This window comes from Streptomyces sp. NPDC048290, from assembly GCF_040652095.1.
Lineage (GTDB): Bacteria > Actinomycetota > Actinomycetes > Streptomycetales > Streptomycetaceae > Streptomyces.
The window spans coordinates 29037-46078 of sequence record NZ_JBEZLM010000017.1; the positions used below are offsets into that span (position 1 = coordinate 29037).

At 72.8% G+C, this 17042-nt stretch carries 17 protein-coding genes and 1 pseudogene; 6 read left to right on the forward strand and 12 right to left on the reverse strand.

Going from position 1 to position 17042, the window contains the following annotated elements:
* Nucleotides 1-16: 16 nt before the first annotated feature.
* From paaE to AB0D49_RS26800, 8 genes are all read right to left on the reverse strand, one after another.
* Nucleotides 17-1141, reverse strand: a complete 1125-nt coding sequence (gene paaE / locus AB0D49_RS26765) for a 1,2-phenylacetyl-CoA epoxidase subunit PaaE (RefSeq protein ID WP_362761849.1) — start codon at nucleotides 1139-1141, stop codon at nucleotides 17-19.
* Complete coding sequence (paaD, locus tag AB0D49_RS26770) at nucleotides 1141-1656, reverse strand: 1,2-phenylacetyl-CoA epoxidase subunit PaaD (RefSeq protein WP_362761851.1); 516 nt, start codon at nucleotides 1654-1656, stop codon at nucleotides 1141-1143. Before paaD ends, paaE begins: the two co-directional genes overlap by 1 nt.
* Entirely contained in the window at nucleotides 1650-2489 is an 840-nt protein-coding gene (gene paaC, locus AB0D49_RS26775; RefSeq protein ID WP_362761853.1) for a 1,2-phenylacetyl-CoA epoxidase subunit PaaC, read from the reverse strand. The genes paaD and paaC overlap by 7 nt, the downstream gene beginning before the upstream one ends.
* Nucleotides 2490-2501: 12 nt before the next feature.
* Nucleotides 2502-2804, reverse strand: coding sequence for a 1,2-phenylacetyl-CoA epoxidase subunit PaaB (gene paaB, locus AB0D49_RS26780; RefSeq protein ID WP_362761855.1), 303 nt, complete (start codon nucleotides 2802-2804; stop codon nucleotides 2502-2504).
* On the reverse strand, nucleotides 2801-3745 hold the full coding sequence (gene paaA, locus AB0D49_RS26785) for a 1,2-phenylacetyl-CoA epoxidase subunit PaaA (protein ID WP_362761857.1): 945 nt from the start codon (nucleotides 3743-3745) through the stop codon (nucleotides 2801-2803). The genes paaB and paaA overlap by 4 nt, the downstream gene beginning before the upstream one ends.
* Nucleotides 3746-4233: 488 nt before the next feature.
* Nucleotides 4234-5100, reverse strand: coding sequence for a 3-hydroxyacyl-CoA dehydrogenase family protein (locus AB0D49_RS26790; protein ID WP_362761859.1), 867 nt, complete (start codon nucleotides 5098-5100; stop codon nucleotides 4234-4236).
* Nucleotides 5097-5852: an enoyl-CoA hydratase/isomerase family protein gene (locus tag AB0D49_RS26795; RefSeq protein WP_362761861.1), complete on the reverse strand. Its 756-nt coding sequence runs from the start codon at nucleotides 5850-5852 to the stop codon at nucleotides 5097-5099. Before AB0D49_RS26795 ends, AB0D49_RS26790 begins: the two co-directional genes overlap by 4 nt.
* Nucleotides 5849-7087, reverse strand: a complete 1239-nt coding sequence (locus AB0D49_RS26800; RefSeq protein WP_362762122.1) for an acetyl-CoA C-acyltransferase — start codon at nucleotides 7085-7087, stop codon at nucleotides 5849-5851. Before AB0D49_RS26800 ends, AB0D49_RS26795 begins: the two co-directional genes overlap by 4 nt.
* Before the next feature lie 283 nt (nucleotides 7088-7370).
* Between AB0D49_RS26800 and AB0D49_RS26805 the strand changes: the two are divergent.
* From AB0D49_RS26805 to AB0D49_RS26820, 4 genes and pseudogenes are all read left to right on the forward strand, one after another.
* Nucleotides 7371-7538: pseudogene (locus tag AB0D49_RS26805) on the forward strand (phenylacetic acid degradation protein PaaD); the annotation flags it as partial.
* A 44-nt stretch (nucleotides 7539-7582) separates the two neighbouring features.
* Nucleotides 7583-8935 (forward strand): phenylacetate--CoA ligase PaaK, encoded by a 1353-nt coding sequence (gene paaK, locus AB0D49_RS26810; protein ID WP_362761863.1) that lies wholly within the window; start codon nucleotides 7583-7585, stop codon nucleotides 8933-8935.
* Between the two features lie 113 nt (nucleotides 8936-9048).
* Nucleotides 9049-9480: a hypothetical protein gene (locus AB0D49_RS26815; protein WP_362761865.1), complete on the forward strand. Its 432-nt coding sequence runs from the start codon at nucleotides 9049-9051 to the stop codon at nucleotides 9478-9480.
* A 123-nt stretch (nucleotides 9481-9603) separates the two neighbouring features.
* Nucleotides 9604-10923, forward strand: coding sequence for an amidohydrolase (locus AB0D49_RS26820; RefSeq protein ID WP_362761867.1), 1320 nt, complete (start codon nucleotides 9604-9606; stop codon nucleotides 10921-10923).
* A gap of 134 nt (nucleotides 10924-11057) precedes the next feature.
* On the opposite strand, the gene AB0D49_RS26825 is transcribed toward AB0D49_RS26820, so the two are convergent.
* From AB0D49_RS26825 to AB0D49_RS26840, 4 genes are all read right to left on the reverse strand, one after another.
* The gene (locus AB0D49_RS26825) at nucleotides 11058-11747 is read right to left on the reverse strand and encodes an alpha/beta hydrolase (RefSeq protein ID WP_362761869.1); all 690 of its coding nucleotides are present in this window, start codon (nucleotides 11745-11747) and stop codon (nucleotides 11058-11060) included.
* A 165-nt stretch (nucleotides 11748-11912) separates the two neighbouring features.
* Nucleotides 11913-12659 (reverse strand): sigma-70 family RNA polymerase sigma factor, encoded by a 747-nt coding sequence (locus AB0D49_RS26830; protein WP_362761871.1) that lies wholly within the window; start codon nucleotides 12657-12659, stop codon nucleotides 11913-11915.
* Nucleotides 12660-12857: 198 nt separating this feature from the next.
* Nucleotides 12858-14237, reverse strand: coding sequence for a carotenoid oxygenase family protein (locus AB0D49_RS26835; protein WP_362761874.1), 1380 nt, complete (start codon nucleotides 14235-14237; stop codon nucleotides 12858-12860).
* Nucleotides 14238-14263: 26 nt separating this feature from the next.
* The gene (locus tag AB0D49_RS26840; RefSeq protein ID WP_362761876.1) at nucleotides 14264-14827 is read right to left on the reverse strand and encodes a hypothetical protein; all 564 of its coding nucleotides are present in this window, start codon (nucleotides 14825-14827) and stop codon (nucleotides 14264-14266) included.
* A gap of 245 nt (nucleotides 14828-15072) precedes the next feature.
* On the opposite strand from AB0D49_RS26840, the gene AB0D49_RS26845 reads away from it, so the two are divergent.
* Complete coding sequence (locus AB0D49_RS26845; RefSeq protein ID WP_362761878.1) at nucleotides 15073-15618, forward strand: PadR family transcriptional regulator; 546 nt, start codon at nucleotides 15073-15075, stop codon at nucleotides 15616-15618.
* A 333-nt stretch (nucleotides 15619-15951) separates the two neighbouring features.
* A complete protein-coding gene (locus AB0D49_RS26850) occupies nucleotides 15952-16911 on the forward strand; it encodes a D-2-hydroxyacid dehydrogenase family protein (protein ID WP_362761880.1) in 960 nt (319 codons plus the stop codon).
* Nucleotides 16912-17042 lie beyond the last annotated feature (131 nt).

Sequence of the window (17042 nt, forward strand, 5' to 3'; positions counted from 1 at the left end):
CCCGACGGCGCCCGGCTCAGCTGTCGAAATCCACCGTCAGCCGCTCCGACACCGGGTACGACTGGCAGGTGAGCACATATCCCGCGTCCACCTCGGACGGCTCCAGCGCGTAGTTGCGCCGCATGTCCGCCTCGCCGTCGGTGATCCGGGCCCGGCAGGTCCCGCACACCCCGCCCTTGCAGGCGAACGGCACATCGGCGCGGACCCGGGCGGCGGAGTCCAGCAGGGAGCGGTCGCGGGGCAGCGCGGCGGTGGTGGAGCGGCCGTCGAGAGTGAGGGTCACCTCACTGACCGGTCCGTCGGCCGTGGGCTCCGCCCGGCGCGGCGGGGCGGGCGGTTCGGCGTCGTCGGCGAAGAACAGCTCCTGGTGCACCCGCTCACGGGGCACATCGAGCCCGTCCAGCACCTCCCGGGCGTCGCCGACCATGCCGTAGGGCCCGCACAGCCACCAGTGGTCGGCGCCGGGTACGTCGATCAGGGCGCCGACCAGCGCGGCGAGCCGTTCCCTGTCCAGCCGCCCGGACAGCAGGTCCGCCTCACCCGGCTCGCGCGAGAGGACATGGGCGAGCTGGAAGCGCGTACGGTACGCGTCCTTCAGGTCGGCGAGTTCATCGGCGAACATCACGGTGTCGGTGCGGCGGTTGCCGTAGAAGAGGGTGACGCGGGAGCGGTCGTCGGCGGCGAGCACCGACTCGGCGATGGAGACCATCGGGGTGATGCCGGACCCGGCGGCGATCAGCACATGGTGTCCGGGGACGGTGAGGTCGGGGGTGAACAGTCCGGTGGGCACCATGACCTCGACCGGGTCGCCGGGCCGTGCCTCGCGCACCAGCCAGGACGAGAACAGCCCGCCCGGCACCTCGCGCACCCCGATCCGGGGCGCGGCACCGACCGGCGCGCAGATCGAGTACGACCGCCGCTCGTCCCGTCCGCCGTCCCGGCGGCGCAGGGTGAGGGACTGCCCGGCCCGGAACGCGTACTGCCCGGCGAGCGCTTCGGGCACGGTGAACGTCACGGCCACCGCGTCCGCGCAGAGCCGCTCGACGTCCGCGATCCGCAGGGTGTGGAAGACGGGCCGGGTACGGCGGCGCGCCACGGCGGCACCGCTTTCCGCCGGGGTCTGTGCCGTCAGCTCGGCCATCAGATCTCCTTGACGTACTCGAACGGCTCGTGACAGGCGCGGCAGCGCCACAGGGCCTTGCACGAGGTGGCGGCGAAGCGGGAGGTCTCCTCGGTGTCGGCGGAGCCGCAGCGCGGACAGGGGACGGTGTGCCGGGTCGGGGCGAGGACCAGGGGGACCGGGCCCGCCGGGTGGCGGGGGGCCGGGCCGGGCGGGGCGATGCCGTGCTCGGTGAGCTTGCGGCGGCCGGTCGGGGTGATCCAGTCGCTGGTCCAGGGCGGGTCGAGCACGGTACGGATCTCGACCCGGGCGAAGCCCGCCGCGCGCAGCCGGGCGGCGACACCGGCGCGCATCTCGGCCATCGCGGGGCAGCCGGAGTAGGTCGGGGTGAGGCTGGCGACGACGGTGCCGTCCGCCTGGACGCTGACCTCGCGCAGGACGCCCAGGTCGGCGAGGGTGAGCATGGGCAGCTCCGGGTCCGGTACCCGCTCGGCGACCTGGCGGGCGCGGCGGGCGTCGGTCGGCGCGGTCACCATGTCGCCTCCGGGTGGGCGCGGGCCACGCTCTGCAACTCGGCGATCAGCGGGGCGAGTTGGCCGGTGTGCTGTCCGGCGCGGCCGTCGCCGGGCAGCGGGTCCGCCTCGGGCAGTTCGAGCCCGGCGGCGGTGAGGACCTGACGCAGATCACCGAGGACGGCGTCCCGGCCGTCGAAGGCCCGGAACAACTCACCGAGATAGGGCGCGAGCGCACTCAGCGCCGCGACGGTCCGGGCCCGCGACTCCTCGGTGCCGTCACCGAGCCGGACGATCCACTCGGCGGCGTACTGCCGGTGGTAGGTCAGCTCCTTGACGCCCTTGGCGGCGATGGCGGCGAGCACCGGGTCGGGGGACGCGGCCAGCTCGGTGAACTGGGCGAGCCGCCAGCTGGCGAACATCAGCAGCCGCCCGACGGAGAACGCGAAGTCCCCGTTGGCCAGTTCGACGAGACGCACATTGCGAAAGGCGTCGGCATCACGGAAGTAGGCGTACTGGTCCTCCCCCCTCCCCGTGCCGTCGGCCTGTCCGGCGCGGGAGTACAGCAGCCGGGTCTGGCCGAGCAGGTCGAGGCCGATGTTGGCGAGGGCGACCTCCTCCTCCAGCTCGGGGGCGCGGGTCACCCACTCGGCGAGCCGCTGGGCCAGCACCAGGGCGTCGTCGCCGAGGGTGGTGCACAGATCGGCCAGCTCGATGGCGTCCACCCCGACGGGCACAGCGGTGTCGACACCATGCAGCGGGTCCTCGAACCCGGTGCCGAAGGCCCACCGGGCATCACTGTCGTCATGCCCTTCGGCAAGACTGAGGTAGACGTGGTCGTCGTGATCGTCGCTCATGGTCCGCCGCTCCTAGATGTGCGGGACATCGCCGGGGATGTCGTAGAAGGTCGGATGGCGGTAGACCTTGTCGGCGCTGGGCGCGAAGAAGGGGTCCTTCTCGTCGCGGCTGGTGGCCGCGATGTGCGCGGAGCGGACGACCCAGATGCTGACGCCTTCGTTGCGGCGGGTGTAGAGGTCGCGGGCGTGGGTGAGGGCCATCTCGTCGTCGGCGGCGTGCAGCGAGCCGACGTGGACATGGTTGAGTCCGCGCTTGCCGCGCACGAACACCTCGTACAGCGGCCAGCCGTCCTGGGGGTGGGGGGTACCGGTCATGCCACGGCCTCCGCGCGGGCTCGGGCCGCCTGCTTGGCGGCATGGGCGGTGGCGGCCTCCCGGACCCAGACGCCGTCCTCATGGGCCTGGGTCCGCCGCCGCATCCGCTGCTCGTTGCACGGCCCGTCCCCGCTGATGACCCGCTTCAGCTCGGCGTAGTCCGGGGTGCCGAAGTCATGGTGACCGCGCTCCTCGTTCCAGCGCAGTCGCGGATCGGGCAGGGTGACCCCGAGCTTCTCGGCCTGCGGCACGGTCATGTCCACGAACTTCTGCCGCAGCTCGTCATTGCTGTGCCGCTTGATCTTCCAGGCCATGGACTGGGCGGAGTTGGGCGAATCGTCGTCGGGCGGCCCGAACATCATCAGCGAAGGCCACCACCACCGGTCCACGGCGTCCTGCACCATGGCCCGCTGGGCGTCGGTGCCGCGCATCATGGTCATCAGCAGTTCATAGCCCTGGCGCTGGTGGAACGACTCCTCCTTGCAGACCCGGACCATCGCGCGCGCGTACGGCCCGTAGGAGCTGCGGCACAGCGGCACCTGATTGCAGATCGCGGCCCCGTCCACGAACCAGCCGATGACCCCGACGTCGGCAAAGGTAGGTGTCGGGTAATTGAAGATGGACGAATACTTCTGGCGTCCCTCGATCAGCCGCTGGGTGAGATCGGCGCGGTCGGCGCCGAGGGTCTCGGCGGCGGCGTACAGATACAGCCCGTGCCCGGCCTCGTCCTGGACCTTGGCGAACAGGATCGCCTTACGGCGCAGCGACGGGGCCCGGGTGATCCACTCCCCCTCGGGCTGCATACCGATGATCTCCGAGTGCGCGTGCTGGGCGATCTGACGCACGAGCGTCCTGCGGTAGCCGTCCGGCATCCAGTCGCGGGGCTCGATGCGCTGGTCGCGCGCGATCGTGCCCTCGAAGTAGGACTCCAGGTCCTCCATCCGCCCTCCCACCTTCCCAACCGACCATTCGTTCGGTTCATCATACGGCGCGAACGGGGGGTACTGGCAAGTCCCCACGAGGGGATGGGCTCGCCGGGCATCATCGCCGGGTGCGGCCGAGTGGGGGCTGGTCGCGCAGTTCCCCGCGCCCCTAAATGCCCTGGCACTCACGCCCATCTTTCAGGGGCGCGGGGAACTGCGCGACAAGCCACGACGCACGAAAACCCACCCACCCACCGCAACCCACCACCCCCTAGGGGCGCGGGGAACTGCGCGACCAGCCCCCACGGCCCCGCACCCGAATCTCAACCTTTTAGGGGCGCGGGGAACTGCGCGACAAGCCACAACGCACCGGAACCCACCCACTCACCACAACCCACCACCCCCCTCAGGGGCGCGGGGAACTGCGCGAACACCCACCACTCACCCGGAACCCGCCCACGCACCCCACCCGGCACCCCCTCCCGCGCACCTCACCTCACCCCACCTCACCACTCATAGAACCCCCGCCCAGACTTCCGCCCCAGTTCCCCCCGCCCCACCATCTCCCGCAACAACCCCGGCGGAGCAAACCGCTCACCCAGCGTCACCTGCAAGTACTCGGCGATGGCCAACCGCACATCCAGCCCCACCATGTCCGTCAACCGCAACGGCCCCACCGGATGCCGATACCCCAGACACATCGCGTCATCGATCGCCTCCGCCGAAGCCACCCCCTCCTCCACCATCCGGATCGCCTCCAGCCCCAGCGCCAGCCCCAGCCGACTGCTCGCGAACCCCGGCGAGTCCTTCACCACCACATCCCGCTTGCCCAACGCCGCGGTCCACCCCAACGCCAACCGCACCACCGCGTCCGTGCTCTCCGGCGCCACCACGATCTCGATCAGCGCGGACGCCGGCACGGGATTGAAGAAGTGCATCCCGAGAAACCGCTCCGGCCGCCGCAGCACCGCCGCGAGATCCGTCACGGACAGCGAACTCGTGTTGGTGGCCAGCACCGCCGAATCCCCCACCACCGCCTCGACCCGCGTCAGCAGCCCCGCCTTCAGCCCCGCGTCCTCCGGCACCGCCTCCACCACCAGCTCGGTGTCCCGCGCCAGCCCCTCCGGACCGGCCGCGGCACTGATCCGGGCCAGCACCTCGTCCGCCGACGCCCCGGCGAGATGCCCCCGCTCCTGCGCCCGCCGCAGACTCACGGCGATCCGCTCCAGCGCCGCCGCCGCGGCCTCCGTACCGCTCTCCACCACGGTCACCCGCGACCCGGCGACGGCGAAGGACTGGGCGATCCCCGCGCCCATCCGACCGCCCCCGAGCACCCCCACGACCCCCGGCGCCCCCGAACCCGCTCCCGTCACGCCCCGCTCCCCTTCCGCTCCAGGAACCGCGTCATACGGTCCCGCTTGTCCTGCCCCTCGAACAGCACCGCCTGCGCGAGGTCGTCGGCCACCGGATGCGCCCCCGGCGCGTCCACCACCAGCTTGGTCAGCCGCAGCGCGAGCGCGGAGGAGCGGGCCATCCGGTCCAGCACCGCGTGCGCCCGCTCCAGCAGCTCCGCCGCCGGTACGACGTCCATGACCAGCCCGACCGCCCGCGCCCGCTCGGCGTCCAGGTTCCGCCCGGCCAGCAGGATCTGCTTGGCGAGCGACTCGCCGACCAGCTCGGGCAGCCGCCAGCAGGCACCCGCGCCGGCGATGATCCCCAGCCCCGGCTCCGGGTTGCCGAACACCGCGTCCGGCCCGGCGATCCGCAGATCACAGGCGTACGCCAGCTCCGCGCCGCCGCCCAGCGCCCAGCCGTCCACCGCGGCCAGCGTCGGCATCGGCAGCCGCCGTACCCGCTCGAAGAGCCGGCTGTTGATGCCCTGGAGGGCCTGGTCCCGGCCGCGTTCGCGCAGCTCGGCGATGTCGGCGCCGCCCGCGAAGACCCCGCCGTGCCCGGTGAGCAGCAGCAACCGGGGCGTGCGCTCCAGCAGCTCGCAGACCTGGTGCAGCTCGGCGATCATCCGTCCGCTGAGGGCGTTGCGCGCCTCGGGCCGGTGCAGGGTGACGACCACCCGGTCGTCCCGCTCGTCCACGAGCAGCGTCTCGTACCGCTCCGGGGCGCTCACACCCGCTCCACCAGCAGTGCCATGCCCTGGCCGACGCCGACGCAGAGGGTCGCGAGACCCCGGCGGCCGTTCTCCCGCTCCAGCCGCCCCAGCAGGGTGAGCAGGACGCGGGCGCCGGAGCAGCCGAGCGGATGGCCCAGCGCGATGGCCCCGCCGTCGGCGTTGACCCGCGCCGCGTCCTCGCCGTCGTCCAGCTTGAGGCGGCGGATCACGGCGAGGGCCTGCGCGGCGAACGCCTCGTTCAGTTCTACGGCGTCCAGGTCGCCGGTCTGCCACCCGGCCCGCGCGAGGGCCTTCTCGGTGGCCGGGACCGGGCCGAGGCCCATGAGCTGGGGCGGCACCCCGGCGGAGGCGGACGCCACGATCCGGGCGCGGGGCGTGAGCCCGTACCGCTCGACGGCCGCCGCGCCCGCCACCACCAGCGCCGCGGCCCCGTCGGAGAGCGGGGAGGAGGAGCCCGCGGTGACGATGCCGTTCTCCCGGAACACGGTCCGCAGGGCGCCCAGCTTCTCCAGGGTGGTGCCGGGGCGGGGGCCCTCGTCGCGGGTGACCTCGCCGTCGCCGACCGGTACCGGCACGATCTCCCGGTCGAAGTGCCCGGCCCGCTGCGCGGCGACGGCCCGCCGGTGGCTGCGCAGGGCGAAGGCGTCGGAGTCGGCCCGGGTGATGCCGTCGAGGGCGGCGACCTCCTCGGCGGTCTCCCCCATGGAGAGGGTGTACCGGAGGGTGTCGGGTCCGGCGCCGGGCTCCGCGGCGCGGTCGGCGGCGGTGAAGCGCGGGTTGGTGAAGCGCCAGCCGAGCGCGGTGTCGTACGTCCGGCCCGGCTTGGCCCAGGGCGTGCCGGGCTTCTCCATGACCCAGGGCGCCCGGGTCATGGACTCCACGCCCCCGGCGACCACCAGGTCCGCCTCGCCCGCGCGGATCGTCTGGGCGGCCGACGCGACGGCGGTGAGCCCGGAGGCGCACAGCCGGTTCACGGTGTAGCCGGGCACGGTGTGCGGCAGTCCGGCGAGCAGTACGGCCATCCGCGCCACGTCCCGGTTGTCCTCGCCCGCCTGGTTGGCGGCGCCGAGGATCACCTCGTCCACGGCGTCCCCGGGAACCCCGGCCCGGCGGACGGCCTCGCCCACCACCAGCGCGGCGAGATCGTCGGGGCGTACGGCGGCCAGGGCACCGCCGTAGCGGCCCTGCGGGGTGCGGGCCCCGTCGACCAGATACACCTCGGACATCGGCAGGCTCCTCCACTGCGACGGGCGCCCCGGACGGACGCCGAGCCCCTCAAGCCCCCCTTGACAGGCGGGGGTCTTGCTGGATTACTTGACCACGCCGCACGCTAACCGAATGTTCGGTCGGTTCACAAGGGCGGCCCGTGCCCCCGGCGGCCCCGCCCGCCCCGACGTCCCACGAGGCGGTGGAGAGGCGATGGAGATGACCCCCCGGCCACCCCGCGCGACCAGCCCCGCACCCGCTCCCGCTCCCACTCCCGTGCCCTGCCCCGCAGCCGACCCGGTAGCGACGATGTTCGCCGCGGACCGGGCCTCGCACCACGCCGGCATCGCACTCCTGGAGCACGGCCCGGGGACGGCCGTGACCCGGATGACGGTGACCGCCGACCAGGTCAACGGGCACCGGATCGCCCACGGCGGGCATGTCTGCCTGCTCGCCGACATGGCGTTCGCCCGCGCCCGCACCCCGCGCGGGACACCGCAGCACCAGCACGAGGAGCCGTGATGAGCGAAGCGACCGCGCCGGGACCGGCCGGGGACGGTGGGCGGCGCCGGGGCGAACCCCTGCCGAAGGAGCTGCTGGACGACGCCGAGCGGCTGTCGCGCGAGGAGGTCAGGGCGCTCCAGCTGACCCGGCTGCGCGCCACCCTGCGCCACGCGTACGACCACGTGGAGCTGTACCGCAAGAAGTTCGACGCGGCCGGGGTGGAGCCCGGAGACTGCCGGACCCTGGAGGACCTCTCCCACTTCCCCTTCACCACCAAGGCCGATCTGCGCGACACCTACCCCTTCGGGATGTTCGCCGTGCCGATGGACCAGGTGCGCCGGGTGCACGCCTCCAGCGGCACCACCGGCCGCCCCACGGTCGTCGGCTACACCGAGCACGACCTGTCGATATGGGCGGACGTGGTGGCCCGCTCGATCCGCGCGGCCGGTGGCCGCCCGGGTCACAAGGTCCATGTGTCGTACGGCTACGGCCTGTTCACCGGCGGCCTGGGCACGCACTACGGGGCGGAGCGGGCGGGCTGTACGGTGATCCCCGCCTCGGGCGGGATGACCGCGCGCCAGGTGCAGATCATCCAGGACTTCCGGCCCGAGATCATCATGGTCACCCCGTCGTACATGCTCACCCTGATCGACGAGTTCGAGCGCCAGGGCATCGATCCGCGGACCACCTCCCTGAAGGTGGGCATCTTCGGCGCCGAGCCGTGGACGGAGGAGATGCGCCGGGAGATGGAGGAGCGCCTCGACCTCCACGCGGTGGACATATACGGGCTGTCGGAGGTGATCGGCCCGGGGGTGGCGCAGGAGTGCGTGGAGACCAAGGACGGGCTGCATGTGTGGGAGGACCACTTCTACCCGGAGGTGGTGGACCCGTTGGGCGACGCGGTGCTGCCCGACGGGGACTCCGGTGAGCTGGTGTTCACCTCGCTCACCAAGGAGGCGCTGCCCGTGGTCCGCTACCGCACCCGGGATCTGACCCGGCTGCTGCCGGGCACCGCGCGGCCGGGTTTCCGCCGGATCGAGAAGATCACCGGCCGCTCCGACGACATGATCATCCTGCGTGGGGTGAACGTGTTCCCCAGCCAGATCGAGGAGATCGTGCTGCGGCTGCCCGCGGTGGCCCCGCACTTCCAGATCCGGCTGAGCCGCCGGGGCCGGATGGACCATATGACGGTCCTGGTCGAGGCCCGTGCCACCAGCGGCCCGGACCAGCGGGAGGCCGCCGCGCGGGACATCGCGCGGGGCGTCAAGGACGCGGTCGGGGTGAGTGTGGACGTGGAGGTCGTCGACCCGGAGACGCTGGAACGGTCGGTGGGCAAGCTGAAGCGGGTCAAGGACCTGCGTACGGACTGAGCCGCCCCGCGCGGGGCCGGTTGTGAGCGGAGTCACGCCGCCGGGAGCGAACTCGGCGGCGTCCGGGCCGTCTTGTGGGCGCTCCCCACCGTCCCTCCCCCGGAGACCGACTCATGCGCACACCCTTCCTCGGCGCCCTGACCGCCCTGGGCGCCCTCGCCCTCACCGGCTGCGGCGGCGACGACCCGTCCCCCGCCGCGGCCCCGGCGGCCCCCGTCAGCCGGCCCCCGTCGCTGGCCCTGGACGGCGACTGGCTCGGTGAGACGGATGTCGACCAGGTGGCCATGGTCGTGAAGGACGGCACCGTACGGCTGGCGTCCCAACGCCCGGACGGCGGCGGGCGGCAGGCGTGCGAGGGCCTGCTGAAGGCGGACACCCTGCTGCTCCGCTGCACCGACCCCGACGACACCACCCGCACCCGGGGCACGGTCGAACTCAACGACGGCGACCGGGTCGCGGTGGTCTGGTCATCGGGCCGCACGGACCTGCTGACCCGCGGCGGGGACAGCGATGGCCGGATCGATCTGTCCGCCTGGGGCCGCTAGGGCCTGTCACGGTTGACTGACCCCGTACGGATTGACTGTGCCCCATACGGCCCCGTACGGCCCCGTCGACCGCCCTCCCGCCCTCCCGCCCTCCCGCCCCAGGAACCAGGACCCCCCACCCCCATGCCCACTCCGCACCGCTATCTGGCCCCCGTCGCGCTGCCCGCCGACCCGGACTGCTCCGTCCTGCGGGACGCGGCCGTCGATGTGGGCGCGGACGGCCGGATCACCTACTGCGGCCCGGCCGCCGACGCCCCCGCCCACGCCGGTCCGCGCACCCGGCTGACCGGCATCCTCGCCCCCGGCCTGGTCAACGCCCACGCCCACTCCCCCATGTCGCTGCTGCGCGGCCTGGGCGCCGATCTGCCGCTGCTGCGCTGGCTCCAGGAGGCCATCTGGCCCGCCGAGGCCCGCATGACCCCGGCGGACGCCGGGACCGGAATGCTGCTGGGCTGTGTGGAGATGCTCCGCCACGGCATCACCACCAGCGCCGAGATGTACACACACGGCGAGCAGGTCGCCGAGGCGGCGCTGCGGGCGGGCAGCCGGGTGCTGCTGGCGCCCGCTTACTTCGACCTGCCCGGCCGGGACTGGCGGTCCGACCTCGACGCCGTGAGCCGCTGGATCGACGCCGACGGACTGCGCTTCGGCCCCGGTGAGCGGATCGAGCTGGGCTACGGCCCGCACTCCACGTACACCCTGCCGCCCCAGGCGCTGCGGCGGACGGCGGAGGAGGCGGGACCGCGGGGCGCGCTGGTGCACATCCATGTCGCCGAGACCCTCGCCGAGGACACGGCGACCCGCGAGCGCTACGGCTCGGTCCCCCAACTCCTCAAAGAAACAGGCTTGTTGGAAGGCCGCCTGCTCGCCGCGCACGCGGTGCACCTCTCCGACGGGGACATCGCGACCCTGGCGGCGGCCGGGGCGGGGGTCGCGCACTGTCCCGGCTCCAACGCCAAACTGGCGTCCGGCACGGCCCGGCTGACCGCGCTGCGCGCCGCCGGGGTCCCGGTCGGCCTGGGCACGGACGGCCCGGCCAGCAACGACGACCTGGATCTGTGGGAGGAGGCGCGACTGGCGATGATGTTCGCCCGGCTGACGGCCGCCGACCCGATGGCGCTGCGCGCCGAGGAGGCGTTCCTGATGGTCACGTCGGCGGGCGCGGCGGCCCTGGGCCGTACCGACATCGGCGCTCTGCGCGCGGGCAACTGGGCCGACATGATCCACCTGTCGGTGGACAACCCCTACTTCCCGGCGGGCCTGGACGTCCCCGCCCCCCACCTCCTGTCCAACACCCTCTGGGCAGCAGGCTCCCGAGCGGTCACAGACACCTGGGTAGCAGGCGAAAAGGCCATATCCTCCGGCACCCCCACCACCGTAGACCTGAACCAACTCCAACAAGCAGCCAAGAAGGCCTCAACCCGCATCACCCCCCACCCCTGAGGGCCGCGGGCAACTGCGCAACAACCCACCACCAACCCGCACCCAACACGCAACAGCACCCCCCCTCTCAGGGGCGCGGGGAACTGCGCGAGAACCCACCACCGACCCGCACCCAACACACAACAACAGCCCCCTCAAACCCCCACCGACGCCGCCTGCTTCACCAGATCGACCACAGCATCAGGCCGGGACACATAAATCGCATGGCTCCCCGCCGCCTCAGCCACCGTCGCCCCCGCCCGCTCCGCCATCGCCCGCTGAGCGAGCGGCGGAATCATCCGATCGTCCCCCGCGACCAGATACCACGCCGGCTTCCGCGCCCACGCCGGTTCCCCCACCGCCCCGTTCAGCGCCTCCACCCCCCACGGCACCTGTGAATCCGCCATGAACCGCGCCTGCGCGGCCGGCAGATCGTCCGCGAAGGACGCCCGGAACCGCTCCCGGTCCAGGAACAGGAACCCGTTCTGCGGCGGCAGCAGCGGCGCCGCGGGCGCCCCCACCGGCGGATCGGCGATCAGTGAGTTCACCGACTCCCCCGCCTTCGGCGCGAACGCGGCGACATACACCAGCGCCGCCACCTTCTCGTGCCGCCCGGCCTCGGTGATGACGACCCCGCCGTAGGAGTGCCCGACGAGGACCACGGGACCGTCCTGCTGCGCGATCACCCGCAGGGTCGCGGCGACGTCGTCGGCCAGCGACTGGGTGGGGTTCTGCACGATGCTGACGTGGTAGCCGTCGGTCACCAGCCGCTCGTGCACCCCCCACCATCCGGACCCGTCCACGAACCCCCCGTGCACGAGGACGATGTTCTTGACGGTGCTCATGTGCCGGCTCCCCCTGTCGTCGGTGAGTCGTGCCAGCCGGGGTACACACTAGATCTCGTCGTCCCCGCAGGCTTCGCTCAAATGACCTAAGCGGGCAACCGAACTGGTGGGCGCGCCACGACGGTTCACGACACCGGGTGAACGAAGGGTGAATTCAGGCCGACATCACGACGCCCGAGCCAACTCCCGGCACCCCCCGACCGCCCCGCCCGACCCGACCGACCTACTCGACCCACCCGCCCCGACCGCCCCGCCCGACCGGTCCCGCGCCGCCGCCAGCATCCGCCGCGCCTCGTTCCGACTGGCCCGCACCCGCTGTTCGGCGTCCCCGTGCGGCGCGTCCGCGGTCGCGGCGAGCGCGTCGGCGAGCTTGGCCCGGCCCTGGCTGAGCCGGCTGCGCACGGTCCCGACGGGCACCCCGCAGGCGTAGGCGATCTGCTCGTACGACGTCACCGACGCCGTGAAGTGCCGCAGCACCAGCGGCATCCGCAGCACCGGCGACAACTCCTCCAGCGCCGCCCACACCCAGTCCCGCAGCGCGCTGCGCTCCAGCCACTGCTCGGGCCCGATGTCGGTGGACGGCAGGTGCACCTCGTCCACCGGCAGGGACCGCAGCACCGCCGACTCGCGCAGCACGGACCGGGCGGCGTTGCGCACGACCATGCGCAGCCAGGCACCCACGGCGGCCGGGTCACGGACGTCCCCGATCCGGCGCAGCGCGGTCAGCGCCGCGTCCTGGAGCACATCGTCGGCGTCGGCGCCGGGGCCCAGGATGCTCAGCGCGACCGCCCGCATCCCGGCCCGGTGCCGCTCCAGCAGATGTCCCAGCGCGGTCACCTCGCCGCGCTGGGCGGCCCGGGTCAGGGTCGCGTCGTCGGGCGGCGCGGTGTCGGCGGTGTCAGGGATCAGCATGAGTTTTCCTTCCAGCACCCGGCCGTGGCGGGACTCGGCGCCATGGGCGTCAGCACTCTGGGGAGGTACCGGCTCTCGCTCAGCGTCCATGCTGGTGAGCACGGGGCGCGGATTCTTTCCCGTCCGCGCTCGAATCTTGCGCGTACGGGCACAGATTCTGCGGAGCGGGTCAGGTGAGGCCGGCCGGACGGCTGCCGGTCAGTCGTCCGGCAGCCAGTTGCCGTGGAACCCGGCCGGGACCCGGCGGGGCAGATGAACGGTGGCCACGGGGTCGGCGGCGAGCCGGTCGGCGTCCAGGATCACCAGGTCGCTGCGGTCGGTGGCGGCGTCGTACACGAAGGTGATGAGCCAGCCGGGGCCGCCGGGGCGGTCGTCGGCGGGGGCGAAGGCAGCCTCGCCGGGCTGGCGTCCGGGGGCGAACCAGTGGCTGGCGACGGTGGACCCGCGCAGGTCGTAGCGGTGGATCGCGGCACGCGGCTCGGTGGGGTCGTAGGGGCTGAGTTCGGGGAGCGGCGCGGCGGTGGCGTGGCCGAAGCGGGCGTCGAGGCCGGTGAGCCGGTCGTCGACCCGGGGGAACTCCCCCGGGCGGTCGTCGAGTTGCTCCTCGGTGAGGCTGCCGGTGGTGAGGTCGATGGTCCAGCGCCACAGGACGGCGGGGGAGGAGACGAGGGCGCCGTCCTCCAGCTTGGGGTAGCGCATCCCGAGCAGGACCAGCCGCCGTCCGTCGTCCTCCTCGTGGGCGTTGAGGGTGTGGAAGACATAGCAGGGCTCGATGGCGAACCAGCGCACCGCGCCGTACGGGTCGTCGCGGCGCAGCACACCGAGCCGGGCGCCGTAGGTGTCGGACCAGACGTAGGGCATACCCCCGGCCGGGTCGACGGCCCGCTCCATGCTGAACACGGCGGGCAGGTCCATGAACACCACATGGTGACGGGTGAGATGGAAGTCGTGGGTCATGGTGTGCCCGGGGACGTCGACGGGACGGCTCACGGTCAGCTCACCGGTGGCGTCGGCGCGGTGATAGGTGAGGTACGGCGGTCGCAGTCCGCCGTACCCGAAGAAGTGGAGTTCGCCGGTGTCCGGGCAGGTCTTGGGGTGGGCGGTCATCGGGGTGTGCAGCCGCCCGCCGAAGTCATGGGCGCCCAGGGTGTCGAGTTCGGTGCCGGGGGCGCAGCTCAGTTCGTAGGGCAGGGAGGTCTCCACCAGGGCGAGGGTCCGTCCGGCGTGCCGCACCACATGGGTGTTGGCCTTGGCGTTCGCGAGGTTCATGGTCCCGTCGGGCCCGTAGACGCTCGCCCCGGTCTCGAAGGTGGGCGTACGCACCCAGCGGTTGCGGTACGAGACCGCCCGGCCGCCCTCCAGGCGTATCCCGTGGACCATGCCGTCGCCGGTGTACCAGTGGGCGGAGGCCGCCTGGTGCGGGTTGGGTCCGTTGCGCAGGTACCAGCCGGTCAGCTCGGGCGGCACGGCGCCGGTGACGGCGAGTTCGGTGACGGTGACCTCGTCCGGGACGGGCGCGAAGTTCCCGGCGAGATGCGGGGGGACGGACGGGGGCGCGGAGGCGCGGTCGGTGCTCATGGGGTGTGCTCCCTGGGGTGTGGCGGTCAGGCGTCCGGCGCCTGTGCCTGCATCCTGGCCTGGACACGGGCGGGGTAGACCTTGGTGAACAGGGCGGGTGCGAGCAGACCGGCGATCCGGGCCGTCCAGCCGATCCAGTCCGGCGCACCGGTCGCCTCGCAGACCGCCAGCACGCCGAGGATGAAGGTGAACCCGGCCGCCCAGACGGCGGTGATCACCTGGTTGACGGCGACGAAGCCGGGGTGGTCCCAGTACTCGGGCGGCGTCTGGCGGCGGGCGATGCCGAGGGTGAAGGGGCGGCGCAGGGCGAGGCTGCCCCAGGCGATCCCGGCCAGCCAGGCGAAGGACAGCACACCGTTCCAGCGCTCGGCCGGGGAGTCCGGGTCGGCGAAGGCGTAGCCGCCGAGAAGGATGAAGAAGAGGATGCTGCCCGCCTCCAGCACCAGCGCGTCGGCGGCGACCCCGCGCCGCCGGTCCTGGACGAACAGCAGCACTCCGGTGACGAAGCCCGCCACCGCGCCCCAGCGCCAGTCCCAGGCGGAGACCCCGCCCGAGACGACCCAGGGAATGAACCCGCGTACATAGCCCATGCCGCCTGCCCCCTGCTTCAGCCCAGGTTCCTCATGTTCCAACTTTGACAGGTGGAAGTTAGAAGCTCCATAAGCAACATGTCAAGATAGGAACGTCACTCCGGGAACCCCGCCCCGGGAACCCCGCTCCGGCCGGAGACCCCGCTCCGGAGACCCTCCCTGACGGACCCACCCAGCACCTTCCCCTCCCGATCGGTAAATCTCGACCTGTCAACATTGGAGTGACACGCGTTAGGCTGGTGGTCATGAGCCTTCGCCACGCCCTCCTCGGGCTCCTCGTCTACCGCCCCGGCAGCGGCTACGACCTGCTGAAGATCTTCGACACCTCCCTGGGCAACGTCTGGCCCGCCAAGCAGAGCCAGATCTACGGCGAGCTGACCAAGCTGGACGCGGCCGGTCTGATCACGGTCACGGACGAAGGCCCTCGGGGCCGTAAGCAGTACGAGCTGACCCCTGAGGGCCTCGCGGAGGTGCGCCGCTGGGTCGGCGAGACCGAGGCCCCGCGCGCCCAGCGCAACCCGATGCTGCTCCAGACCTTCTTCCTCGGCCTGCTCCCCCGCGAGGAGGCCGCCCAGCGCCTGCTGCACCACGCGGACACCATGACCAAGGAGTACGAGGCGCTGATCGCACTGCGGGACACCGTGGACTGGGAGCGGGACGAACTGAGCCTGTTCGGCGGTCTCGTCCTGGAACACGGGCTGCGCCAGCGCCAGTTGGAGCAGGAATGGGCCCGCTGGGCCGCCGAACGACTGCTGGACCCCCCCGAACCGTCGTCGCCCGCGGCCACCTGACCCCCCATAACTGGAGATTTTTTCTCCAGTTCAAGCTACACCGCTCCCGTCGCCCGCGCCCACCGAACCGGCCGGTCCACCCGGCCCTTTCCACGTTCCGCACCGGAACGACAGTCCCCGGACAGCCATGACAGCGGCCGGACAGGTCGGACCACCTCCCGGGCAGCGGCCCGGCGTCCGACCCGGCCCACACCTCCCGGGTCCCGGTCGCCGGGTCCTGGTCGCGGAACCGGACCGGGGCCCGTCGCCCCCACCGGCCGTGCGCACTACAGTCGGTCCTCCCCTGTCCCCGCCCTGTCCCCGCCCCGCCCCGCCCCTCCCTGGGAGACCACCGTGCGTCTGCGCTGCGCCCTGCTCGACGACTTCCAGGGCATCGCCACCGAGCTGGCCGACTGGACGGCGCTGGCCGACCGGGTGGAGACGGTGACGTTCCGTACCCACTTCCCCGACGAGGACGCCCTGGTGGCGGCGCTCGCCGACATCGACATCGTGGTGACCCTGCGCGAACGCGTCGCCTTCCCCGCCACCGTGCTCTCCCGGCTGCCCCGGCTGAAGCTGCTGATCGCCTCCGGGATGCGCAACTCGGTCATCGACTACACCGCCGCCGAACACCACGGGGTCACCGTGTGCGGCACGGCGAGCGCCCAGACCCCGCCGGTCGAACTGACCTGGGCGCTGCTGCTGGGCCTGGCCCGCGGGCTGACCACCGAGCACACGGCGCTGCGCGCGGGCGGCCCCTGGCAGTCCACGGTGGGCGCCGATCTGCACGGCCGCACCCTGGGACTGCTGGGCCTCGGCAAGATCGGCAGCCGGGTGGCGCGCGTCGGCCTGGCCTTCGGTATGCGCGTGACGGCCTGGAGCCGGCACCTGACCGAGGAACGGGCCCGGGAGCACGGCGCCGACCTCGCCCCGTCCATGGAAGCCCTGCTCGCCGACAGCGACTTCGTCTCCGTACACCTGGCGCTGGGCGAGCGCACCCGGGGGCTGCTGGGGGCGGCCGAACTCGCCCTGCTCAAGCCGACCGCGTATCTCGTCAACACCTCACGGGCCGCGATCGTCGACCAGGACGCGCTGCTCGCCGCGGTGCGCGAGGGCCGGATCGCGGGCGCCGGACTCGATGTCTTCGACCTCGAACCGCTACCCGCCGACCACCCCGTGCGCACCACACCCCGGCTGCTGGCCACCCCGCACCTGGGCTATGTCACCGAGGCCAACTACCGGACGTACTACGGCCAGGCGGTGGAGAACATCCGCGCCTACCTGGACGGCGCTCCCGTACGCCGCCTCCCCTGACCGGCGGCCCGACCCGACGGACAACGGGGTGATCCCCACTCACACACCGTGACCCGCCCCCGCCCCCGGCGTTGAAGGAGAAGTGCGGCGGCGAGTCCTGCCCCCGCGCTCATCGAGTCAGTAAGGAGAAC

Coding starts and splice junctions, on each gene's coding strand:
- paaA (WP_362761857.1), bottom strand. CDS start 3,745: ATGGAGGACCTGGAGTCCTACTTCGAGGGCACGATCGCGCGCGACCAG.
- paaD (WP_362761851.1), bottom strand. CDS start 1,656: ATGGTGACCGCGCCGACCGACGCCCGCCGCGCCCGCCAGGTCGCCGAG.
- AB0D49_RS26820 (WP_362761867.1), top strand. CDS start 9,604: ATGCCCACTCCGCACCGCTATCTGGCCCCCGTCGCGCTGCCCGCCGAC.
- paaK (WP_362761863.1), top strand. CDS start 7,583: ATGAGCGAAGCGACCGCGCCGGGACCGGCCGGGGACGGTGGGCGGCGC.
- AB0D49_RS26825 (WP_362761869.1), bottom strand. CDS start 11,747: ATGAGCACCGTCAAGAACATCGTCCTCGTGCACGGGGGGTTCGTGGAC.
- AB0D49_RS26830 (WP_362761871.1), bottom strand. CDS start 12,659: ATGCTGATCCCTGACACCGCCGACACCGCGCCGCCCGACGACGCGACC.
- AB0D49_RS26840 (WP_362761876.1), bottom strand. CDS start 14,827: ATGGGCTATGTACGCGGGTTCATTCCCTGGGTCGTCTCGGGCGGGGTC.
- paaB (WP_362761855.1), bottom strand. CDS start 2,804: ATGACCGGTACCCCCCACCCCCAGGACGGCTGGCCGCTGTACGAGGTG.
- AB0D49_RS26845 (WP_362761878.1), top strand. CDS start 15,073: ATGAGCCTTCGCCACGCCCTCCTCGGGCTCCTCGTCTACCGCCCCGGC.
- AB0D49_RS26815 (WP_362761865.1), top strand. CDS start 9,049: ATGCGCACACCCTTCCTCGGCGCCCTGACCGCCCTGGGCGCCCTCGCC.
- paaE (WP_362761849.1), bottom strand. CDS start 1,141: ATGGCCGAGCTGACGGCACAGACCCCGGCGGAAAGCGGTGCCGCCGTG.
- AB0D49_RS26835 (WP_362761874.1), bottom strand. CDS start 14,237: ATGAGCACCGACCGCGCCTCCGCGCCCCCGTCCGTCCCCCCGCATCTC.
- paaC (WP_362761853.1), bottom strand. CDS start 2,489: ATGAGCGACGATCACGACGACCACGTCTACCTCAGTCTTGCCGAAGGG.